Raw genomic sequence first — 21,365 nt, 5'->3', positions numbered from 1 at the left:
GACATAAAAAACTAGTGTTAAGACATTAATGCCATTAATAGGAAAGCAATGGAAAAAGAAGTTGCTAGTTCAATGGTTGCAATACCGATGTTTTGTTGATCTTCAACTTCCTCACGACGGTTAATTCCCCATAATACTAATAACTTAGCAAGACTTGTTAAAATAGTTAATAACACCATTAAGATAACGCTGATCACTACCCACTGCATCAAGCCTGTCCATAGTGAATCCATATTAAAAATAATGAAGTAACTTGCTGCAGTTACCGACATAGCGGTTGAAATAAGGTAACCACTGTAACGAATTGCTAATGCTATATGGTTATTAACCAAGGCTGTTTGGAAAGAAATACCGTTGTTTTTTGAATATTTCCACTCAAATAAACGCGTGATCACCACTAACATCACCTGTGATACAACCCAAGCAGCCACTAGTGCAATAAAGGTATCAACACTTAAGCCTTCTACCCACATGATTGCAGCTCGTACCACAATAGCAGTAGCAATCACTGAAGCTGCATCTACTAAAGCAACAGCAATATTACGATCAATAATTAAGGTTTGTTTATCAAAGGCAGGTAGTGCGTAACGATCGTGAATGTAACGACCTGCTTTAATTAAAATTAACCCTGCTAAACCGTAAGCTAACATTCCAATTAATTCAATTTCGTAAGATCCTGCAAGTTCTCCGGTGATAGCTCCACTTAATGCAATCCCCATGGCTGCTACCCCACCAGCCATACTAATACCATAAGCAAAGTTATCTTTATGGGCTAACTCATCTGCGGTATTAATTTTACCTAACATACCCATGGTATAACGAATGCCGCCTAACAATAGGATAGCAACAGCCATATCAATTGCTAGATAACCAATCAGCGATCCACTTATTTCTAATGTTGTCATTAATTCGTTCATTTTAATATCCTATTTGCCGCGACTAACACCACGAGATGTGGTTGATTTGCTGTTTCTAAAGCTACTAGAGGAAGCTTTTTGCTTCGAATAACTTGATTTCCCTGAAAAACTCGGCGCTTTCTGCGCTTGTTTACTGGCTGTAGACATGCGACTTGCACCGGTTTTAGATTTAGCATAAGGACTAGTAAAACCACCTTTATTGCCAAATTTCTTCTTCGTACGCTGTGCTAAATCATCTTGAGATTTCTTTTGTTGCGGAGAAGTATAACGATTCCTACCCACATCATTGTAATAGCTGTAGTCTCTGCGCGATGACCAGCGATCGTAACCTATTTGACGTGGAGAGATGGCAGAAAACAGAGTATAAGCCGCATACCATTGCCAGAATGAAAAGCCACTACTATTCGTTTGCCATTGACCGTAACCCGGATTACCTACCAACTGACTACCAGCACCATTATCGTCAGCGCCATTAGCTTGTAGGCTTCGTGCTTGGCTAATTGCATTAACACGCGCAAGCTCACCATCAGACATATCCGCGATAACATTTACAGGATCAGATAACGCATCATTAAATAAAGTGGGATCAGACGCTTCAATCAAGGTTTCGCTTTCGTATAATTGGGCTTCGATATCCCCTAATATTTCAGGTCTGGTTTTTAAAGTGGAAAGACGATCTGCTAAAGAGCGAAACATCGGCCCTTCTCTTGATGCATCTTTTGATAACTCAGTTAACAATGGGCTTAAGTCAGGCTTCTTCTGTTTCAGTAGCGTCGCATACTGTTGCAAAATAATCGCATTTCGAATTCGTTGAGTATCTAAGTTTGTTCCTAGATTCTCAATAAGGTAATCAGCTGTGTTAATATTTGCTTGCAAGCGGTCTGGGCGGTCATCGCCACAAGCTACTAGCAAGAAACTAAAACAAGCAATAAGAAAAACTCGCATAGGCTTTATCATTCCTTAATATTAATGTCACTTTGTGACAATACGTCAATCACTCGTTGTAAGTCTTGTGCAGTATCCACTCCTGCTGGAGGTACTTCACTAGCTACATCAACATGAATTTTATAACCATGCCAAAGTACTCTTAACTGCTCAAGTTTTTCGATCATTTCCAATGGTGATACTGATAATTGCGCGTACTGCTTTAAAAAGCTAACACGGTAAGCATAAATACCAATATGGCGTTGTAAATGACTTAAATCGACATTCTTGCCCTGTTTATTTTGTTCGGTAAAATTATCGCGATCCCAAGGTGTAGTCGCACGGCTAAAATATAATGCGAGGTTGTTTTTATCGGTTACTACTTTCACTGCATTAACATTAAAAGCGTCATCTTGATCTGTAATAGGTGCACTTAATGTAGCAACACTTGCTTGTTGATTCGCATATAAGTTATTAGCTACCTGTTTAATGACAGTAGGTGGAATTAATGGTTCATCACCTTGCACATTTACGATAATCTCTTCATCTGCAAATTGATATTGCTGACATACTTCCGCTAACCTATCAGTACCTGATTCGTGATCCTTAGAGGTTAAACAAACTTCTATATTATTAACCTCTACTAATGCATCAACAATGCGTTGATCATCAGTTGCCACAATCACTTGTTTCGCACCACTTTGTAATGCTTGATTAGCAACTCGCTCAATCATGGTTTTACCCAAGATATCAGCTAAGGGTTTAGCCGGTAAGCGAGTAGATTGATAACGAGCAGGAATAACTACAATAAATGACATGATTACTCCTCGTCAGCACTCATTTTACGCGCTTCTGTATACAGTAATGCAGGAATACCATCTCGCACAGGATAAGCCAGGTGGTCAAATTTACAGATTAATTCGTTTTTCTGTTTATCGTAAGCTAATTTTCCTTTGCATACTGGACAAGCGATAATATCCAATAACTTAATATCTAGCATTTTATTTCCTTAATCTGTGTTAACTTTTCTAAAAACGGGTCTGTAAAATCAGCGGGTAATTGACCATCAATTGGTAAATACCACCAATGAGGTTGAGCAAATGAAGTACATTTAACTGCATCTTTTTCGGTCATTAACAGTGGTTTGTCAGTATTAAATTGCGCAAAATCACTTTCACTATAAGCATGATGGTCAGCAAAAGGTATTTGCTTATCTAGGCTAAAACCTTGTTCAACTAATGTATTAAAAAAGCGTGGAGGATAACCAATCGCAGCGCAAGCGTTAACACTTTGTTTTGCTAATTTACCTTCAATACCATCCACTCTTTTACACTCAGATGCCATTAAGAACATGGTTGACTCACCTTCATGAACCGCACCATTGTTAATAATAAAATCAACATCACGTAAACGACTAACCGATTCTCTTAATGGCCCCATCGGCATAATATGTTGATTGCCGTAGCGACGTTTACCATCAACAACAACAATTTCTATATCACGTTGCAATGCATAATGTTGCAAGCCGTCATCGGTAATAATCACATTCACATCACACTGTGTTGCCAAATAATCAGCGGCATTAGAACGAACGGGGTCAACCACAACAGGGATCTGTAAACGTTGGAAAATCAATACAGGCTCATCACCGGCGATTTTACCCGAGGTATCGCTAGTAACGAGTAATGGATAATTATCTGCTTTGCCACCGTAACCACGACTAATCACACCTGGTTTATAACCTTGTTCGATCAGTAACTCACAAAGGCTAATAACAAAAGGCGTTTTACCATTTCCGCCCACGGAGATATTACCAACCACCACTACAGGTAAGGGACTTTTATAACTTTTAAGCCAACCTTGCTGAAAAGCATACCGCCGGCACACACTAATACACCGCATTAACATGGCAAAAGGCCATAATATCCATGTCCACCATTGCGTCGGCTTATACCAAAAAAGCATTAAAGCTCCCCAGCAGACTGCATCTGACTTAAGCCATGATATATTTTTCCTAGCGCTAACAGCTCATGATGTGTTCCACATTCAACTACTTCGCCTTGGTCGATCACTAAAATTTGATCCGCATGCTCGATGGTCGACAGGCGATGTGCAATGACAATGGAAGTTCTATTTTTTTGCAGTTCATCTAAGGCGGCTTGAATATGACGCTCAGACTCTGTATCTAACGCGGACGTTGCTTCATCTAGAATAAGTACAGGTGCGTCACGTAACAATGCACGCGCAATGGCTAAACGTTGGCGTTGACCACCTGATAACATAGCGCCATTTTCACCAATCACTGTGTTTAACCCTTCAGGGAAGTTATTAATAAACTCCATAGCATGCGCTGTTGTTGCGGCTTTTATGATGTCTTCTTCAGTATATCGATCTTCACTAGCGTAAGCGATATTGTTAGCAATTGTATCATTAAAAAGATGCACGTTTTGCGAGACAATTGCTACTTGGTCACGTAATGAAGTGAGTCGATACTCTTCAATGTTCTTACCATCTAATAAAATTTCACCAGAGTCAATATCATAGAAACGTGTAAGTAGATTCGCGATGGTAGATTTACCACTACCAGAACGTCCCACTAGCGCCACGGACTGCCCTGCTTTGACATTAAAACTTACATTATTTAAAGCAGGTTTATCCCCTTTTGGATAAGTAAATACAACATCATTAATACTAATATCGCCATCTGCACGGTCGACTTCGTATGTGCCTTCGTCTTTAGCTACATTCATATCTAGCATATCGAATAAACTGGTACTCGCTGAAATCCCTTTTTGAATTTCATTATTAATTTGAGTCACACTCTTAATCGGTTTCATCAGTGCCATCATTGAACTAATAATCACCACAAACGTACCCGATGACAGTGTATCCATAATCTGTGGGAAGGTAGCAAGATATAACACAAATGCTAAAGCAAAAGAGGACAGGCTTTGTATGACAGGTACACTAATCGCATTTGCACTGGCCATTTTCATCTTTTGAGAACGAACGGTATTACTGACTTTTTCAAATTTTTTGTTTTCTACTTTTTGGCCACCAAACATTAATACTTCTTTATGGCCTTTCAACATCTGCTCAGAAGAAGTTGTTACTGTGCCCATTGCATTTTGTATATTTTTACTGATCTTTCTAAAACGTTTACTCACAATGTTAATTGCTAAACCAACAATTGGCCCCACCACAAAAAACACCAATGATAACTGCCAGCTTTGATAAAACATTAATGCAATTAGCCCTATCGCTGTTGCACCTTCACGGAATACTTTAACTAACGCATTACTCGCAGCATTAGAAACTTGAGTCGCGTCATAAGTGATTTTAGATAACAATTCACCCGTATTCGTTCGGTCAAAAAATGATACTGGTAACAACATTAGCTGGGCAAACAATTGGCGTTGTAATTTCATTACAACGTTATTACCCACCCAAGCCATACAGTAAGAGCTCATAAAAGCAGCTACACCCCGTAACCCCATTACAATCACAACAAAATAAGGCATCATTTCAAGTATAGTAGGATCTTTACCAGTGAAACCATCATCAATTAATGGTTGTAAAGACCAAATTAACGCCATATCAACAGCAGCATAACCAATCATGCCAATAATGGCGCCTACTAACGCTAGTTTAAAATCTTTAATATAACTAACAAGTCGCTTTAATATTGACCAAGCGTTTTCTTTATCGTTTTTCATTAATACACCAAATAAGAGATTTAGAATGCAAGATGCTGATGATACCAATAAGATGCAAGATCTTCTCTATAAGTTTTTACTTCAATACGCTGATTTTGCACATTAAAGCGAATAAATCCAGTTTTAGCGGTTGTTAAATGTTCAACCCCCAGCTCCTGGTAACGTTCGACCACGGATTGTATAGGAAAACGCCAGCGATTTTTATACCCTGCAGAAAATACTACCCAGGTTGGTTTAACTTGTTTGATGAACGCTTCACTAGAGGAAGTTTTACTGCCATGATGAGGTGCAATCAAAATATCAGAAGCTAACTTGCTTGATTTTTGTTCCTGATAAAATGCGTTCTGCGTAGTAATCAATTTCTGCTCTATTTTTTTGCTAATATCGCCAGTTAATAAGACACTATGCTGACCGTCACTCACTTTTAATACACAAGAGTTATCATTATTATTTTTACCTAATGTGATAGGCGCAAGTAACGTCATGGTTAATTGTCCAAGATAGATGACTTGCCCAGCCAAACATTGCTGATATTGTGTAATGTCAGCCATTACGGAGCTTGCATTAAGCACACTTGCCTCGCCTGAAAAAGCTTGTGTGACGGAGAACGCATTTTGAATCACTTTAGCGCCACCAGCATGGTCATTATCGCTGTGGCTGACCATTAACACATCCAATGTTTCGACCCCTTTTGCTTTTAAATAAGGTATTAATGTACTGTTCGCAACAGCATAGTGCTCACCATAACTTGGCCCAGTATCATAAAGTAGATGTTGCCCATCACTACTGATTAAGATAGCTAGCCCTTGTCCAACATCAAACACCTCTACCTGCCATGATGCTTGTTTTTGATATGCTTTCTCCAGCCATGTCACACAACAAAAAAGTAAAAAGATCCCCATAAAACCGTAGCGAGCTTTATTACTAACCACAAAAAAACGACTGTACAAGCAACTAAACAGGTAAAGTAATGCAAATAACAAAAGACTTAATAAACTGCTTACTGAAAAATCCGATAAAGCCATGTAGCCATTTGTGAAGGGCTCTGCATAATCAAAAAAGATAACTAATAGATGATCTGCTAAAGAAAGCAATGAATAACTTATTGAATCAGAAATTAGAACAAACAACGCACCTGATAACACCACAGGAATAATCACCCAGGAGAAAAGAGGGATTGCTATCAAATTAATCATTAAAGCAAAACTACTCACTGCAGAAAAATTAATTAACTGAATCGGTAACATGAACAGTGTTAACATTAATTGCAATGACAATAAGTTTTTAACTACTAACCAGCTTTTAGCTATCAACACCTGCCACCAAGAGAGTTGTTGATTAATGGGTACTTGCCTGCCTTTCATTAACCACAAGAAAATTACAATCCCACACATAGCGGTATAAGAAAGCCATAAACTATTACTCAAGATGGCTAAGGGATCAAACAATAACATCCCCCAAAAACAGATAAACAGCAGGTCAAATAAAGCAATTTTTCGTTTACTCGACAACATGATGATGCTCAAAAGCAGCATCAATAAGGCACGTTGAGTAGGTAATGAAAACCCAGATATATATCCATAGCCAATACAAACTATCAAACCAAACACATTAGCTAATCGCCAGGATGTCCACCCTAAATGATGGATTGGCATTACCCATTTACACAGGTTGTATAACAAAATAAATGAAAAAACGAAGAGCAAACCAATATGTAAACCGGAGATAGCAAATAAGTGAGCAATACCTAAACTAGCAATTGTATTTTTATCTTGCACACTGATTAAACTTTTATCAGCAAATATTAGTGTAATAATAGCGCCTTGATGTGGTAATCCTTCGGTCAATTTTAGTACGTGATTATATATTTTAGCGCGCCATGAAATAGCCGAGTCTATGGTCATTACATGTTGTTTAATCGACGCAATATAGGCAATGTGTTGTGCATACCGCCACTTTTGACGATCAAAACCATCTGGATTGGCTTTTCCTTGTAACGCTTTAATACGCACATTGAATTGATGTACTTGCCCAGCTTGTACTATTAATGTTGGTCTAAACCAACGCATTTCAATTAAAGGACAAATAATACAAGCTTGTTCATTGATAGCGGTCATACGAGCAACAAAATAACCACTATTTTTTGTATTGATTAATGATTTAACCTGCACTGTTATGGTATTGTCTTGTGCCTTACTATTCTCAGAGATAAAACTCATTAAGGATTGATGATTATTATTTAATAAATTATCTACTTGAGTGTTATTATGGGTTGTTATCGAATGGTTAATACCAAACAAAGTGGTATAAACATAAAAACTAAAATACAGGGCTGTAATAGGAACAATGGTTAGATAGCGACATCTTGGCCAACACATCAAAATAACAATAATATAGGCACAACTAAGTAAACCACTCTCATTTAGTAACTGTGGCCAATATAGAGTGGTAATAAAAGTAACAATAGACAAGCTTATTGTTATGCGCATTTCTTTCCATTTAAGTAGATAAAGTTTAATTATATGCCAAAAAAATTTATTAAACGTTTTTCCCCAAATCCGGAGACATTAAAGTCACATCCTCATTTGCAACGTTTTGGTTCAAAATTACAAAATCCTAATCTCTGGCATTTAAATCGACGTAGTGCTGCTGGTGCGGTTGCTGTAGGTTTATTTTGTGCTTGGATGCCAATGCCATTTCAAATGTTATTAGCGGCATTCTTAGCGATGTTTTTCTCAGTGAATATGCCTATCTCTGTTGCTTTAGTTTGGGTATCAAACCCGCTTACTATGCCACCACTGTTCTATTGTGCTTATCGTTTAGGCGCATTTATTCTACATGCACCTTTATTAGATTTTCATTTTAAGCTGTCATATCATTGGATCGTTAATGCCATAGAAACCATCGCCCCGCCACTATTTTTAGGTTGTGTGATCCTAGGATTAATCAGTGCAGGATTAGGTTATTGGGGGTTTACTCTATTTTGGCGCTATAGTTCGATTCAAAAGTGGAAAAAACGTAAATCTTATAAGAAACATTAAGATAAAAAATAAATAATTCGAATTTATATAGAATTTACTTTACTCTATTATTTTTATAACCTCTCTTCTCATCATAATGATTAAATTAGAATATGGATATTGCATGAAAATACATCAAAAAGCGATTTCAACATTATTGTTAACGGCCTTATCAACGCCGGTTTTTGCGGAACGTTTAGTGAACCCAGAGTCTGGCTATAACAATGATTATATTAGTATAACTGGTTTCTTAGGCTCCCGTATTGACCTAGATTATGATGATGGTACAGATATAAACGATCCAGATGATGGAGCACGTTTTGCACAAGCAATTGCATTAAACTGGAGTTATAAAGAAAATTCAGAGGGCGAGTTACTCTTCTCTAACAGCGTTCGCTCTTCTGGTGATACAGATATTTACCTTCAATACTTACATTTTGGTGGCCGTATCTTATTCCAAGATATCTCACCTTTCTCCACCAGTATCGCCTTAGGCGTGGGTGGTACACATATTTTACCAGATGACGATGATTACAGTTCAGCTTACGCTTTTTCAGCAAGTGCAGCCGTGGGTATGCGTTACCAATTAAATCAACATTTTGCACTGCGTAGTGATTTCAGAGTATACGGCACACTATTACGTGAAGGCCATACAGAGTCTTTCTGTAGTGGTGAAGATTGTGCAGATGGTTACTTAATTGAAGCAGAATTATTAGCGGGTATTGAATACAAGTTTTAATATTTGTTGAATTAATCAACATTTAATAATTAATTTAAGCAGCATAATAAAAGGCCAATTAGTTCAACTAGTTGGCCTTTTTATTTTCTATTGTGCTAATGCTTTAGTCACTTTCTCATACAGATCAACAGCTAAATCTGGCAATGCTAACAATCTGTTTAATTGTACTTTAATGAGTGCTACACGTTTTTCATCTAAACGTTTGAATTGAATTAAAGGCGTAATTAAACGAGACGCTACTTGCGGATTTTGACTATTCAACTTAATCAACTGATCCGTTAAAAATGCATAACCACTACCGTCAAGGTTATGGAAGCGATAAGTATTATTTTGTGCAAAGGCACCCACTAATGAACGTAAACGGTTCGGATTACTAAAATCAAAACTACGATGACCAAACAATGCCTCAATGTTTTTCAGTACATTATCAGATGGCATACTTGCTTGTAGTGCAAACCATTTATCCATCACTAAGCCTGTTTCAAACCACTTATCATCAAAGGCTTGCATGACAGATGCACGACACTCTAATAAACCACTGTTTGCAGCATTTAAAGCACCAAGATAATCAGTCATGTTATTACATGCTTCAATTTGTGCTAAAACGTATTCGTTTGCTAACTTTTTATCTACACGCGCAATAAATGCCAGCGCACTATTTTTTAGTTTACGTTTTGCAATATCTTCTATATCTGGTTGATACGCTTTTAACTCGTTATGGCGTAAGTATGTGTCTACAAATAATTCATGCAGTTGCGTAGCGATCTCTTGCAACATAAAGTCACGCGCTGTGTGTATTGCATCAATGTCGACAACATCAAATAACTCACGTGCACCGTTTTCACTGGTAAATGCAAACATATCAGCCACTAATGATGGATCTAAATCTTCACTTACTAATACAGATTTAAAACCATCAATAAAGATTTCTGGTAACGATAGCATTTCTGCATTCTGTAACGCTTTGACGTTTTTAACCAAGTATTTGTTAAATAGCGTTTGTCCTGCATCCCAACGAGAAAATTCGTCACTAGCAAAACTCATAATATCCAATAACTGTTCATCACTGTAAGCATATTGATATTTCACAGGTGCAGAGAAACCACGGAATAAACAAGGAACCGGCTTGGTTAATACATTCTTAAATACAAAAGTTTGCTCTGTATGAGTGAGGCTTAGTACTCGGTTAGTTTTTCCCGGTAATAACTCAATAGCATTACCATTACTGTCCAACAGCTCAATATCAACTGGAATATGTAGCGGCAGTTTTTTCTTTTGATCCGCAGTTGGTAGTGTCTTCTGTTTAAAGGTGATTTGGTAAGTATGGTCTTTACTGTTGTAATGATCCGTAACATACACTTGTGGTGTACCCGATTGCGAATACCAACGTTTAAATAAAGTTAAGTCGATACCACTTGCATCCTGCATTGCAGCAACAAAGTCATCACAGGTAACGGCTTGTCCATCAAAACGCTGTACGTACAACTGCATACCTTGTTGGAACTTATCTTCACCTAATAGAGTATGCATCATACGGATCACTTCAGAGCCTTTTTCGTATACCGTTAAGGTGTAGAAGTTATTCATCTCCATGACACTTTCAGGACGAATTGGATGCGACATAGGCCCAGCATCTTCGGCGAATTGATGGTCACGCATAGTCATTACATTGGCAATACGGTTAACACTTCGGCTACCTAGATCAGAACTAAACTCTTGGTCACGGAATACAGTTAACCCTTCTTTCAAACTCAATTGGAACCAATCACGACAGGTAATTCGGTTACCAGTCCAGTTGTGGAAGTATTCATGGCCAATAACCGCTTCGATACCTAAGTAGTCTTGATCCGTTGCACTTTGTGAGTTCGCTAATACAAACTTAGAGTTAAAGACGTTTAGGCCTTTATTCTCCATGGCGCCCATATTGAAGAAATCAACGGCCACAATCATGTAGATATCTAAGTCATACTCTAAATTAAAGCGTTGCTCATCCCACTGCATTGATTTTTTCAGGGAGACCATTGCATGTTGTGTTTTATCTAAGTTACCTTTATCAACAAATAAGGCGAGTTTTACATCTCGGCCACTTTTAGTAATAAAGTTATCTTCTAGGCAATCGAAATCACCAGCCACCAGCGCAAATAGGTAAGCAGGTTTAGGGAACGGATCAACCCATGAAACAAAGTGACGTCCATTTTCTAAATCACCTTGATCTACCTGGTTACCATTTGATAATAAATACGGATACAGTGCTTTATCGGCAATCACTTTAGTACTGAATTTAGCTAATACATCAGGGCGATCTAAATAATAGGTAATACGTCTAAAACCTTCCGCTTCACATTGTGTACAGAACGCATCGCCAGATTTATACAAACCTTCAAAAGCTTGATTAGCAACAGGATCAATTTCAGTGTTAATTTCTAACGTAAATGAAGCAGGCAATTGATTAATAACAATACCATCTTCAGCTAGTTGGTAATCTGAATATTCAACACCGTCTACTAGAAGGGAAACTAAGGTTAATGCTTCACCGAATAAAAATAACGGTGTGTTATCAGTACTAACACGCGTCACTTGGCTAATAGCTTTTACTTTTGTTTGGTTATCAAACAGATCAAACTCAAGGTCAATAGTGGAGATAGTGTAATTTGATGGACGGTAATCACTAAGGTGTTTTTCATGCGGATTTCTTTCAATAACTTCTTCTACGAGAGAGTCAGATTGGCTCATTTTTATACACTCTTAAATCAGGGAAATTAATACGGTTAATATACAAGAAGGCTGCTTATTTACTAAGCCTTATTTGTATACTAATAACAATCACATTCATTACATTGTTTATTTTACTGGTTAAAAACTTATTTCATTTTCATCACTAACACAAAAGAAACTCACCTTTGTAGCAACTTATTATTAGAGTTAAGTATTACCGCCTAAAAGTTGAACAATTTATGTAATGCCAGTGTTATAACCACGACAATATATTTACGTTTATTTTTTATTTATTGTTAATATTCAATCACAAATAGGGGAAATTGATCAGCTTTTATTCACTTTGCACAAGAGTAAATCGGCTAACAACAATTTAGGCTCTGTATTTGTATCAGACTTCCCCTTATTTTGTAAGTTCCATGTGCATATTAATAATGCCTTCCTCAATATCACGCTCTATTTTAAAACCAAGTTTTTTAGCTAATTTAGCCATACCAATATTGTTTAACATGGTCATGGCGACTAAATAACGTGTACCCTTTGATTGTTGATAAGCAATCATCTTATTTAACAATAAAGACCCCATGCCTAACCCTTGTAAACCTCGACTTACTATCATGCCAAATTCTGCTTCAATATTATCGGGGTCGGTAGACGCTCGAATTACAGCAACAATATCCTGCTCCTCTCCGTCAACATAATTAACCGCAATAAATGCCATCTCTCTTTCATAATCTATTTGAGTCAGCATGGCCATCTCTTCATGAGTCATGGAACCACGTTGTGAAAAATAGCGTTTATAACGATCTTCTTTAGTTTGGCTATTATCGAAAAGTTGATGACGGACCTCATCTTCAGCAGTAATTGGTCTTAATAAAATAGTTTGTCCATTTTTTAGATCAATGGTTTCTTCGAGGTGTTTCGGATAAGGGCTTATTGCAAAACGACAAGGTAAATTGGCTTCACTCTGAAGCAAAGTGATCTGGCTATCGACTATGGTCACTTTATTGCCAGCCACTAATACTGGGTTTAAATCTAAATCTTCAATTTCAGGATTATCTAATAACATCTGAGACAACTGAATTAGCATCAAGCATACTGCCTGCATATCAAAATCCTGCACTTGTTGCTTCACTTTTATTTTTTTATCTTTAATACCTTGAATCACCAAATACCGCGCTAATGCCATGTTTAAAGGCGGTAACGCAACCACTGCATTTTCTAATGTAGTTTGTAAGTCCCTGGTATCACTGTCTTGAGAAATAGCAATCACAGGCCCAAAGATAGCATCCTGCTTAATCATAACGCGTAACTCAAGAGCCAAACCAGAAGCCACCATTTTTTGTAGGGTAAACCCGGTCAACTGTGCATCCGGTAATGATTTTTTTACACGCTCAGTGATCGACCTTAGCGCGGAGTCTAGTTCACGCGCATTATTAATATTTAACATGACCCCATGAACTTGCGATTTAAACTGAATATCCGGCGAGTTAATCTTAACCGCTAACGGATAACCTATGATTTTTGCTTTCTCAATGGCATCTGTAATATCCATAGCAATATGCGTTTCGATGGTATTAAGATGATAAGCATCGAATAACGGTTTAGTACAATAAGTACTGAGTTTAACTAGCTGCTCATTATCTCCTTGGTTTCGTTCAATAAGCATCTCTTTAATGAAATTTGTTGCAGCATTTGCATCGTAGACAATATGTTCGGGCACACTAGTTGGTGTTTCCATTAACAGTTTTTTATTGCGACGATATTGTACTAAATGCATAAACGCAGTGCTCGCACCGGTAGGCGTTCTAAAAGTAGGAATGCGAGCGTTAGCAAAGATTTGTCGTGCTGGTCTTGCGGCAGCTTCTCCGGTCCAGTTAGTTAAAATATTAATTTGCTTACGTCTAGGGTGTGCTTTAATCGTATCAACAATCGCTAACGCCGTCTCTTCACTATTCGATAAAGCAGAGGGAGAATGAATAATTAAAATAGCATCTACCTGCTCACTATCCATCAGGTGTTTTAAGGCTGTGGCATAACGTGTTGGGTCTGCATCTCCGATCATATCAATAGGATTATTGTGCGACCAATTATCCGGTAAACAAGCATTAAGCTTATCCATTAACGGGGCATCAAGCTCTGCTAAACGCCCTCCTTCTTCTACTAGGTTATCAACAGCAAGCACGCCCAACCCGCCGCCATTACTGACTATGGCTAAACGTTCACCATGTAATGCACGGGAATAAGCAAGCGTTTCAACCGCAGCAAACAACTCGTGTAAATCATGTACACGCAACATACCCGCCCGTTTAATGGCAGCATCATAAACACTATCGTGTCCAAATAAGCCACGGCTATGTAACGCAGCGGCTTTTGCCCCTAATAAAGAGCTGCCAGACTTAATGACTAACACGGTTTTATGTAAAGCAATGGCACGTGCAGCAGAGACAAAGGCGCGAGCATTATCAATATTATCTATGTACAACAAGATGGATTGCGTCTTACTGTCACGCGCAAGATAATCTAACACTTCAGGAAAACCAATATCCTGCGCATCACCTAATGAGACAAAAGCTGAAAAACCAATGCCTTTACTGCTCGCCCAATCCAATACTGTGGTGCACACAGCAGCTGACTGTGAAACAAAAGCAATATTTCCTGGTAATGCATTACAATGGGCTAAACTGGCATTCAATAAACTATGCGGATTAATCACACCTAAACTACTCATGCCTAATAAGCGAATATGATGTTGTGTCGCTAAGCGGTAGATTTCATTTGAAGTACTTGCTTGTCCTTCAGTGGCAACAATAATAGCAGCAACACAGCCTTTATCAGCCAAGGCAACAAGAATATCTGGAATACGTGCTTCATTGGTACAGATCACCGCTAAGTCCGGCACGATCGGTAAATCGGCAATGGTTTGATAGGCTAATACACCATGTACTGAACGGTGTTTGGGAGTGACCGGCATAATAGGGCCATTAAAACCTGCCGCTAACAGGTTATTCATGACTAAGTACCCTGCCCGCTTAATATTCACGGATGCTCCAATAACAGCAACAGACTTAGGGTTAAAGAAGTGCTTCAATGACTGCAAACTCATAACAAACCTATCTCATACAGTGAGTATAAATACCAAGAACGAATAGTTTACCTATTCAAATAGAAGTTGCTGTGTTTTTTAAATAAAGTAAGAGGCTTATCATCTATTTTTGTAGGATATCCTTAATTTTATATTCACTTCAAGCAGCTCTTTTTAAAAGCAAAACCACTAATTAAAATAAGTCTATTAATTATAATTCCATGGTTGTAAAAATAACTCAGTTGTTTTTGCATTTAAAGTAAGAATTCCATTGCACCGCGCAGCTGATCACCATAAACTCGCTGTTTTGTCTGAGTGGAGTCAGTTGTGCCTTTTGTTGTTGAATCTAAAAAAATTATCAAGCTTAGCCTGCCTTTATTTATTGCGCAGTTTGCTCAAACAGCGATGGGTTTTGTTGATACAGTCATGGCCGGTGGTGTCAGTGCAACAGACATGGCAGCGGTAGCGATAGCAGCAAGTATTTGGCTACCCTGTATCCTGTTTGGTGTGGGTGTATTGATGGCTTTAATTCCATTAACAGCACAAGCTCATGGTGCAAATGATTTAGCGAACATCCCTAAAACCGGACAACAAGGTTTATACCTTTCGTTATTACTATGTATCCCCGTTGCTATAGTATTATTCAATGCCAGTTCATTAATGGTGATCATGGAGATTGAAGACCGTTTAGCAGAGATCACCACACACTATCTGTATGCAATGATTTTTGCCATTCCCGCTTTTCTCATCTTCCAAGCGCTACGTAACTATATTGAAGGATTATCGCTGACTAAACCTGCAATGGTCATTGGCTTTTTAGGATTATTACTTAACATTCCATTAAACTGGATGTTTGTATATGGTGAATGGGGTGCGCCAGCATTAGGCGGTGTTGGTTGTGGTGTGGCGACAGCTATTGTTTACTGGTTTATGTGTATCGCCCTTGCTGCCTACGTGTATTACACGCGAAAATTAAAACATTACCCATTGTTTACGCAATTTACTAAGCCAGATTTCAAGCATATTTATCACATTACTAAACTCGGTTTGCCAGTCGCTGTTGCACTGTTTTTTGAAGTTACCATCTTTGCTGCCATTGCAATATTAGTCGCGCCTTTAGGGGCAAATGTGGTTGCTTCACATCAAATCGCCATTAACTTTTCCAGTATGATCTTTATGTTACCTATGAGTATCGCAAACGCCGTCAGTATCCGCGTTGGTTTTAACTTAGGCAAACAAAGTAATAATGGTGCAAAGCAAGCAAGTTATGCTGGTTTAGCGATTGGCTTAGGTCTTTCAATGGTCACCGCCCTATTCAGTATTATTTTTAAACAACAGATTGCAGAGCTTTACTCACATAATCTTGAAGTGATTGAACTAGCCATCACTTTAATTTTACTGTCGGCTATTTATCAATGCGTTGATGCTATCCAAGTGGTTGCAGCCGGTGCTTTACGTGGTTATAAAGAGATGTCAGCTATTTTTATCCGTACTTTTATCTCCTACTGGGTAGTTGGATTACCCTTAGGTTATATCTTAGGTATGACAAACTGGTTAACTCAACCAATGGGGGCTATCGGGTTTTGGATAGGGATCACAGTAGGCTTAACCACTGCTGCAATTTTATTAGGTCACCGTTTACACAGCATTCAAGGTAAAAAGTTTGCCGTTAGTTAATATTGATTGGCGCTAATAACAGTAGAAAAGTTAATGGCGTCATTTGATACTCATCACTAATAACAAACAACGGGTAAATAACAGAGGTAATAACAACATACTCGCCAACACTATGCCTATCAAATAAGCCATGGACACTGTATTAATCATTGCCCCCACTTCAGAAAACCAAGTTAATTGTAAATATTGATTGATCAACATCAACAGAATACACACCACAACAAAAGTGAATAGCCCGCCACTAATGCCCTTAATATCTTCTGCTGAAGGGGAAAGGTGTAAGCTGATAGCTGCACAACAATAAACCCATATCCCTAATTTAAGGGGATCATCAATATAAGCTTGTTGAATAATCGATGCCAGATCATGGGTTAGATTGAGTAGACTGCCAGTTTGTAATTCACTTAAACCATTAACGAGTCCATTCTGCAATAAGTTAAACAACGCAATAGCATTGTCTAAACAAAGCCAAGTAACTAGGTATAAAGCGAATAATCCTCCTAATAGTGGTGCAATGGCAATAAAGAAGTTTCCCATTACCTGCCATAGATTACGATTATTATAGGAGTGTGTAACATAACCTAAGGTGCCCTTTTGATCTGGGCTAAATAATAAGATTCGTTTAATTTTATGGCCAAAAACAATACAAGCAAAAGCATGGCTTAATTCATGAATGGGAGTGCCTATCCAAGCACTGATATAGATGGCTTTACCACCAAACAGTTGCATACTGGTTTTAAATACTAAGCGCTGTAATAAAAATAATACCGTCACTAACAAAATAAACAGACTAAGATGATTGAACGCACTCAACGTCTGTTCAATCAGCAGATCAAAGCTATTATCTACGACACTGGGTAAAAGGCTTAATTGTGTTGATAAGTCCAATGTAGTTCCTTTTATTAGATCATATACTTAGTGATTAAGGGCATTGATTCTTGCCACTATAAAGTCGATCGCGGCTTTTAATTTTGGAACCTGATAACGCTGCTTTTGATACAACAAGAAAATGCCTAAGTTAGGGTTTTGTGTGACCGTTAATGCAGGTTTAATGTCTAATTCAACCAACTCACCGGTTTTTAAACAGTTATATAAGGCCCATTTTGGCATCATTAATATCCCTTTACCCGCAATGGCTTGTCTTAATAACCAGTCGCCATTATTGGTTATCAAATAGGGTTTTGCCGATACATCATGCCATTGTCCATTAATTTCACACAACCAAGGTGTTGGACCAGCGGGTGTTTTAAAGAATAAACCTTGATGTTGTTTAAGTTGCATCACATCAGTTATTTCGCCTATATGCGCCATATAACTTGGCGATGCAACTGTAATAAAATCGTTATCCATCAGTTTAATTGCCACAACCCGCTCATCTGGTGCATAACCGCCACGTATCGCCAAATCGACTTCATCTCTTGCTAACGTAGACAATTCATCACTTAAGGTAACATTCAAAGTAACTTGAGGGTATAAATCATAAAACTCATCTAATAAAGGTAATAAGACTTTTTCACCGAAGCCTACGGTTGAGCTTATGTTAAGTACCCCCATCGGTATGGTTTGATAAGCTCGCACAGATTCATCACTGAGTTCAAGGCTACGCAATACCTCACTAACTTGCTGATAATATTGTTGCCCTATTTCTGTTAAAGACATTATGCGTGTAGAGCGTTTTAATAAGGTGGCCCCTAGGCTTTTTTCAAGATCTGCGACTCTCCTCGATAGCGAGGAGGGAGGAACAGAGAACATCTCAGCGGCTTTAGTAAAACTACCCGTTTCTACCACTTGCACAAAATACTTGAGTGCGCGTAACTGATCCATATTTAGCCCTTTTAAGTGATTAAGAATCAAACCTTTTATTATTGTCTTTATAACAATAAAGAAGCTCATTTTAAGGTATATATTCTATTATTAACAGTTGTCATACTGATCTCCGTTGGTTCACAACATACTCTTTTATATTAATAACGAGGAAAACAACATGACAACATATACAGCAATTAATCTCATTAAACACCATCAAGGTGGTCATGTGGATCCATCTATTTTTGAAGTAGTTGAGAAAACGATACCCGAAGTGGCACCTGGCCAAATCTTAGTAAAACAAAGTTATATGTCACTTGATCCTGCGATGTTTGGATGGATGACTCCAGATATGAACAGTTATATTCCGCCAGTTGCCTTAGGCGATGTAATGCGCAGCTCAGGCATTGGTGAAGTGACTGTCAGTAATCACCCTGATTTTACCGCCGGTGATCGCGTCATGGGAATGATGGGATGGCAAGAGTATTATTTAGGTGATGGCAAAGGTTTAAATAAAGTCACCGCTGACTTACCAGATGAGAGTATTTTGTCTGTCTTTGCATTACCAGGTTTAACAGCCACACAAGGTTTATTTAACGTAGGTAAACCACAAAAAGGCGAAACCTTAATCGTAACCGGTGCTGCAGGCTCGGTTGGCTCTATTGTTGGGCAATTAGCAAAAGCTGATGGTTTACGTGTAATTGGTGTTGTTGGCAGCCAAGAAAAAGCAGATTGGATCGTCAACGAACTAGGATTTGATGCCGCGATTAATTACAAAAGCGATGATTTAGCTGAGCAATTAGCAAAAGCAGCACCAGACGGTATTGATGTTTTCTTTGAAAATACCGGCGGCCCTATTCAGAATATGATTATAGATAAAATGAATGCACATGGTCGTGTTGTGGTGTGTGGCTTAATTTCAGATTATCACAGTGATACACCTGCACCAGGTCCAAGCTGGTTAAATGTCATCAAACGTCGTATTACTATTCAAGGTTTCACTATGCCTGATCACTTTCATAAAGTGCCAGAGTTATTAGAAAAACTCACTCCTTATGTGATGACAGGAAAAATCAAACATAGAACACATGTATTAGAAGGAATAGAGTCAGCTATTGATGGACTCAACTTATTTGCGACTGGTGGCAATAAAGGAAAATTAGTCGTTAAATTGTAATCATTTATTACATATATAAAGATTAATTTCACAGCTAAGCACTAACTTTCAACTCGTTAGTGCTTTTTTCAAATCCATTTTACTTACGTAAAATTCCTGCTTTTCTAAAAATCCACTTGTAAATTTATCTAAGATATTTATCATAAACTAAAACTAACCGATCGTTTAGGTAAGGAAGATGGCACGTAAAAAAAACTATGAAGACAGTGAAGTTATCGCCAAAGCCACAGAACTATTTTGGCGAAATAGTTATCACAATACGTCGATGAGCTTACTTGAATCCACCATGGGCATTAATAAGTTTTCTATTTACGCCAGTTTTGGTAGTAAACAAGGGGTTTTTCTTGCGAGCTTAAAGGCCTACAGAGACCAACACTCTTCAGCCTTTATTAAACTTAAATATAGCCAAGCAGGTGTAGCAGATATCAAACAATTTTTTTACGATTGCTTAACCATTTATGGTGCCCAAGATACTAGTAAAGGTTGCTTGATGACTAATACACGTTTGCAAATTAACAGCGAAGAAGAGACCCTAATCATCAATGAAATTCAGTCTTTTGTGGATTATCAACGTCAACTGTTTAGCAAAAAGCTTCAGGAACAGAATGTCAGTGAGCAACAAGCATTAAGAATAGCCGACTATTTAATTATTGCTAAACAGTCCGTATCCGCTGCTTCAAAAGTACACCCTATTGAACAAGTACATGATTTCATAGAGATCACCTTCGATGCAGTCAATGCAAAGCTACTTAATTAGTTTCTTATTTAAAATATAAATGGACATATAACAGTATTTATTCACCTATTATCTAACCAATCGTTTAGTTTTAATCGAGGTTAAATTCATAAACCGCCCAAGTAAAAGTAAGTTTGATTGGCGCAACATAAGGAATCAACATGACACGTAATACTATCTTATTTGATATCAATGAAACCGTGCTTAATTTAAATTTGTTAAAGCCCAAATTTGCACACGCTTTTGGTGATGAATCTGTAATGGGTTTGTGGTTTTCTACCCTATTACATACATCCACTGTATGTGCCGTTACTGGGTTAAGAACTGGCTTTGCGACACTGGCTGGTGATGTTTTAAATAATATTGCAGCGCGGACTCAAGTGACTCTGAGCAAAGAAGCACGAGATGATATCCTGTCCACATTCTCAAGTTTGTCGGCACATGATGATATCAAACCTGCATTAGCAAAGTTGCGCGACCATGGCTATCAAACGATTGCTTTTTCTAACTCATCACAGGCATTGATTGAAAAACAGATTAACAATGCTGGTCTGAATGACTACTTTGATCAAGTATTGTCAGTAGAATCAACCGGTAGTTTTAAACCTGACTCTAAGGTTTATCAGTTTGCAGCAAACCATTTGAATAAAACAATTAACGAACTTCGTTTAGTAGCAACGCATGATTGGGATACACATGGCGCGATGTCTGCTGGCATGTTAGCGGCTTATATTGACCGTGCTGGTACACCATATAATCCACAATATTTAACCCCCACTATTCATGAACAAGATATGCTGACTGTGGTTGAAAAGATTATCGAAGCAGATCACAAGTAATACCAATTGTATTA

17 protein-coding genes are annotated in these 21,365 nt (G+C 38.0%); 6 read left to right on the top strand and 11 right to left on the bottom strand.

Annotated elements, in window-relative coordinates; all coding sequences use genetic code 11:
• Window positions 1-17: 17 nt before the first annotated feature.
• The 7 genes from DS885_RS00770 to DS885_RS00740 are packed head-to-tail and all read right to left on the bottom strand — an operon-like array spanning window position 18 to window position 8,046.
• Window positions 18-917 carry a DUF350 domain-containing protein gene (locus DS885_RS00770; RefSeq protein WP_113817499.1) on the bottom strand — a complete coding sequence of 300 codons (900 nt, stop codon included), beginning with the start codon at window positions 915-917 and terminating at the stop codon, window positions 18-20.
• A 9-nt stretch (window positions 918-926) separates the two neighbouring features.
• The gene (locus DS885_RS00765; RefSeq protein WP_258546805.1) at window positions 927-1,862 is read right to left on the bottom strand and encodes a hypothetical protein; all 936 of its coding nucleotides are present in this window, start codon (window positions 1,860-1,862) and stop codon (window positions 927-929) included.
• 8 nt (window positions 1,863-1,870) lie between these two features.
• Window positions 1,871-2,659, bottom strand: coding sequence for a 3-deoxy-manno-octulosonate cytidylyltransferase (gene kdsB, locus DS885_RS00760; protein ID WP_113817497.1), 789 nt, complete (start codon window positions 2,657-2,659; stop codon window positions 1,871-1,873).
• 2 nt (window positions 2,660-2,661) lie between these two features.
• Window positions 2,662-2,841 (bottom strand): Trm112 family protein, encoded by a 180-nt coding sequence (locus tag DS885_RS00755; RefSeq protein WP_113817496.1) that lies wholly within the window; start codon window positions 2,839-2,841, stop codon window positions 2,662-2,664.
• Window positions 2,835-3,806, bottom strand: a complete 972-nt coding sequence (lpxK, locus tag DS885_RS00750; protein ID WP_113817495.1) for a tetraacyldisaccharide 4'-kinase — start codon at window positions 3,804-3,806, stop codon at window positions 2,835-2,837. Before lpxK ends, DS885_RS00755 begins: the two co-directional genes overlap by 7 nt.
• Window positions 3,806-5,557 carry a lipid A ABC transporter ATP-binding protein/permease MsbA gene (msbA, locus tag DS885_RS00745; protein ID WP_113817494.1) on the bottom strand — a complete coding sequence of 584 codons (1,752 nt, stop codon included), beginning with the start codon at window positions 5,555-5,557 and terminating at the stop codon, window positions 3,806-3,808. Before msbA ends, lpxK begins: the two co-directional genes overlap by 1 nt.
• A gap of 20 nt (window positions 5,558-5,577) precedes the next feature.
• Window positions 5,578-8,046, bottom strand: coding sequence for a DNA internalization-related competence protein ComEC/Rec2 (locus DS885_RS00740; protein WP_113817493.1), 2,469 nt, complete (start codon window positions 8,044-8,046; stop codon window positions 5,578-5,580).
• Window positions 8,047-8,079: 33 nt separating this feature from the next.
• Between DS885_RS00740 and DS885_RS00735 the strand changes: the two genes are divergently transcribed.
• Together DS885_RS00735 and DS885_RS00730 are read left to right on the top strand one after the other, a co-directional pair.
• Window positions 8,080-8,598, top strand: a complete 519-nt coding sequence (locus DS885_RS00735; RefSeq protein ID WP_113817492.1) for a DUF2062 domain-containing protein — start codon at window positions 8,080-8,082, stop codon at window positions 8,596-8,598.
• A 103-nt stretch (window positions 8,599-8,701) separates the two neighbouring features.
• Window positions 8,702-9,316 (top strand): outer membrane beta-barrel protein, encoded by a 615-nt coding sequence (locus DS885_RS00730; protein WP_181817668.1) that lies wholly within the window; start codon window positions 8,702-8,704, stop codon window positions 9,314-9,316.
• A gap of 87 nt (window positions 9,317-9,403) precedes the next feature.
• Here DS885_RS00730 and pepN read toward each other — a convergent pair whose 3' ends face one another.
• Window positions 9,404-12,049 carry an aminopeptidase N gene (gene pepN / locus DS885_RS00725; protein WP_113817490.1) on the bottom strand — a complete coding sequence of 882 codons (2,646 nt, stop codon included), beginning with the start codon at window positions 12,047-12,049 and terminating at the stop codon, window positions 9,404-9,406.
• A gap of 385 nt (window positions 12,050-12,434) precedes the next feature.
• On the bottom strand, window positions 12,435-15,137 hold the full coding sequence (locus DS885_RS00720; protein WP_113817489.1) for a bifunctional acetate--CoA ligase family protein/GNAT family N-acetyltransferase: 2,703 nt from the start codon (window positions 15,135-15,137) through the stop codon (window positions 12,435-12,437).
• 306 nt (window positions 15,138-15,443) lie between these two features.
• Between DS885_RS00720 and DS885_RS00715 the strand changes: the two genes are divergently transcribed.
• Window positions 15,444-16,793, top strand: coding sequence for an MATE family efflux transporter (locus DS885_RS00715; RefSeq protein WP_113817488.1), 1,350 nt, complete (start codon window positions 15,444-15,446; stop codon window positions 16,791-16,793).
• A 39-nt stretch (window positions 16,794-16,832) separates the two neighbouring features.
• Here DS885_RS00715 and DS885_RS00710 read toward each other — a convergent pair whose 3' ends face one another.
• Both DS885_RS00710 and DS885_RS00705 read right to left on the bottom strand, forming a co-directional pair.
• Window positions 16,833-17,681: a M50 family metallopeptidase gene (locus DS885_RS00710; RefSeq protein ID WP_113817487.1), complete on the bottom strand. Its 849-nt coding sequence runs from the start codon at window positions 17,679-17,681 to the stop codon at window positions 16,833-16,835.
• Window positions 17,682-17,708: 27 nt separating this feature from the next.
• The gene (locus DS885_RS00705; protein ID WP_113817486.1) at window positions 17,709-18,617 is read right to left on the bottom strand and encodes a LysR family transcriptional regulator; all 909 of its coding nucleotides are present in this window, start codon (window positions 18,615-18,617) and stop codon (window positions 17,709-17,711) included.
• 160 nt (window positions 18,618-18,777) lie between these two features.
• Between DS885_RS00705 and DS885_RS00700 the strand changes: the two genes are divergently transcribed.
• From DS885_RS00700 to DS885_RS00690, 3 genes are all read left to right on the top strand, one after another.
• Window positions 18,778-19,776, top strand: coding sequence for an NADP-dependent oxidoreductase (locus DS885_RS00700; RefSeq protein ID WP_113817485.1), 999 nt, complete (start codon window positions 18,778-18,780; stop codon window positions 19,774-19,776).
• A 178-nt stretch (window positions 19,777-19,954) separates the two neighbouring features.
• Window positions 19,955-20,533, top strand: coding sequence for a TetR/AcrR family transcriptional regulator (locus DS885_RS00695; protein ID WP_113817484.1), 579 nt, complete (start codon window positions 19,955-19,957; stop codon window positions 20,531-20,533).
• Window positions 20,534-20,673: 140 nt separating this feature from the next.
• Window positions 20,674-21,351, top strand: coding sequence for a haloacid dehalogenase type II (locus tag DS885_RS00690; protein ID WP_113817483.1), 678 nt, complete (start codon window positions 20,674-20,676; stop codon window positions 21,349-21,351).
• Window positions 21,352-21,365 lie beyond the last annotated feature (14 nt).

Source organism: Psychromonas sp. B3M02 (assembly GCF_003318165.1).
Classification (GTDB): domain Bacteria; phylum Pseudomonadota; class Gammaproteobacteria; order Enterobacterales; family Psychromonadaceae; genus Psychromonas.
Note: the sequence above shows the minus strand (reverse complement) of the source record. Positions and strands in the feature narration are given on the sequence as shown.

Bases quoted from the DNA above. Each gene is read 5' to 3' on its own strand.
- DS885_RS00770 (WP_113817499.1), bottom strand. From the start codon at position 917: ATGAACGAATTAATGACAACATTAGAAATAAGTGGATCGCTGATTGGT.
- DS885_RS00765 (WP_258546805.1), bottom strand. From the start codon at position 1,862: ATGCGAGTTTTTCTTATTGCTTGTTTTAGTTTCTTGCTAGTAGCTTGT.
- kdsB (WP_113817497.1), bottom strand. From the start codon at position 2,659: ATGTCATTTATTGTAGTTATTCCTGCTCGTTATCAATCTACTCGCTTA.
- DS885_RS00755 (WP_113817496.1), bottom strand. From the start codon at position 2,841: ATGCTAGATATTAAGTTATTGGATATTATCGCTTGTCCAGTATGCAAA.
- lpxK (WP_113817495.1), bottom strand. From the start codon at position 3,806: ATGCTTTTTTGGTATAAGCCGACGCAATGGTGGACATGGATATTATGG.
- msbA (WP_113817494.1), bottom strand. From the start codon at position 5,557: ATGAAAAACGATAAAGAAAACGCTTGGTCAATATTAAAGCGACTTGTT.
- DS885_RS00740 (WP_113817493.1), bottom strand. From the start codon at position 8,046: ATGCGCATAACAATAAGCTTGTCTATTGTTACTTTTATTACCACTCTA.
- DS885_RS00735 (WP_113817492.1), top strand. From the start codon at position 8,080: ATGCCAAAAAAATTTATTAAACGTTTTTCCCCAAATCCGGAGACATTA.
- DS885_RS00730 (WP_181817668.1), top strand. From the start codon at position 8,702: ATGAAAATACATCAAAAAGCGATTTCAACATTATTGTTAACGGCCTTA.
- pepN (WP_113817490.1), bottom strand. From the start codon at position 12,049: ATGAGCCAATCTGACTCTCTCGTAGAAGAAGTTATTGAAAGAAATCCG.
- DS885_RS00720 (WP_113817489.1), bottom strand. From the start codon at position 15,137: ATGAGTTTGCAGTCATTGAAGCACTTCTTTAACCCTAAGTCTGTTGCT.
- DS885_RS00705 (WP_113817486.1), bottom strand. From the start codon at position 18,617: ATGGATCAGTTACGCGCACTCAAGTATTTTGTGCAAGTGGTAGAAACG.
- DS885_RS00700 (WP_113817485.1), top strand. From the start codon at position 18,778: ATGACAACATATACAGCAATTAATCTCATTAAACACCATCAAGGTGGT.
- DS885_RS00695 (WP_113817484.1), top strand. From the start codon at position 19,955: ATGGCACGTAAAAAAAACTATGAAGACAGTGAAGTTATCGCCAAAGCC.
- DS885_RS00690 (WP_113817483.1), top strand. From the start codon at position 20,674: ATGACACGTAATACTATCTTATTTGATATCAATGAAACCGTGCTTAAT.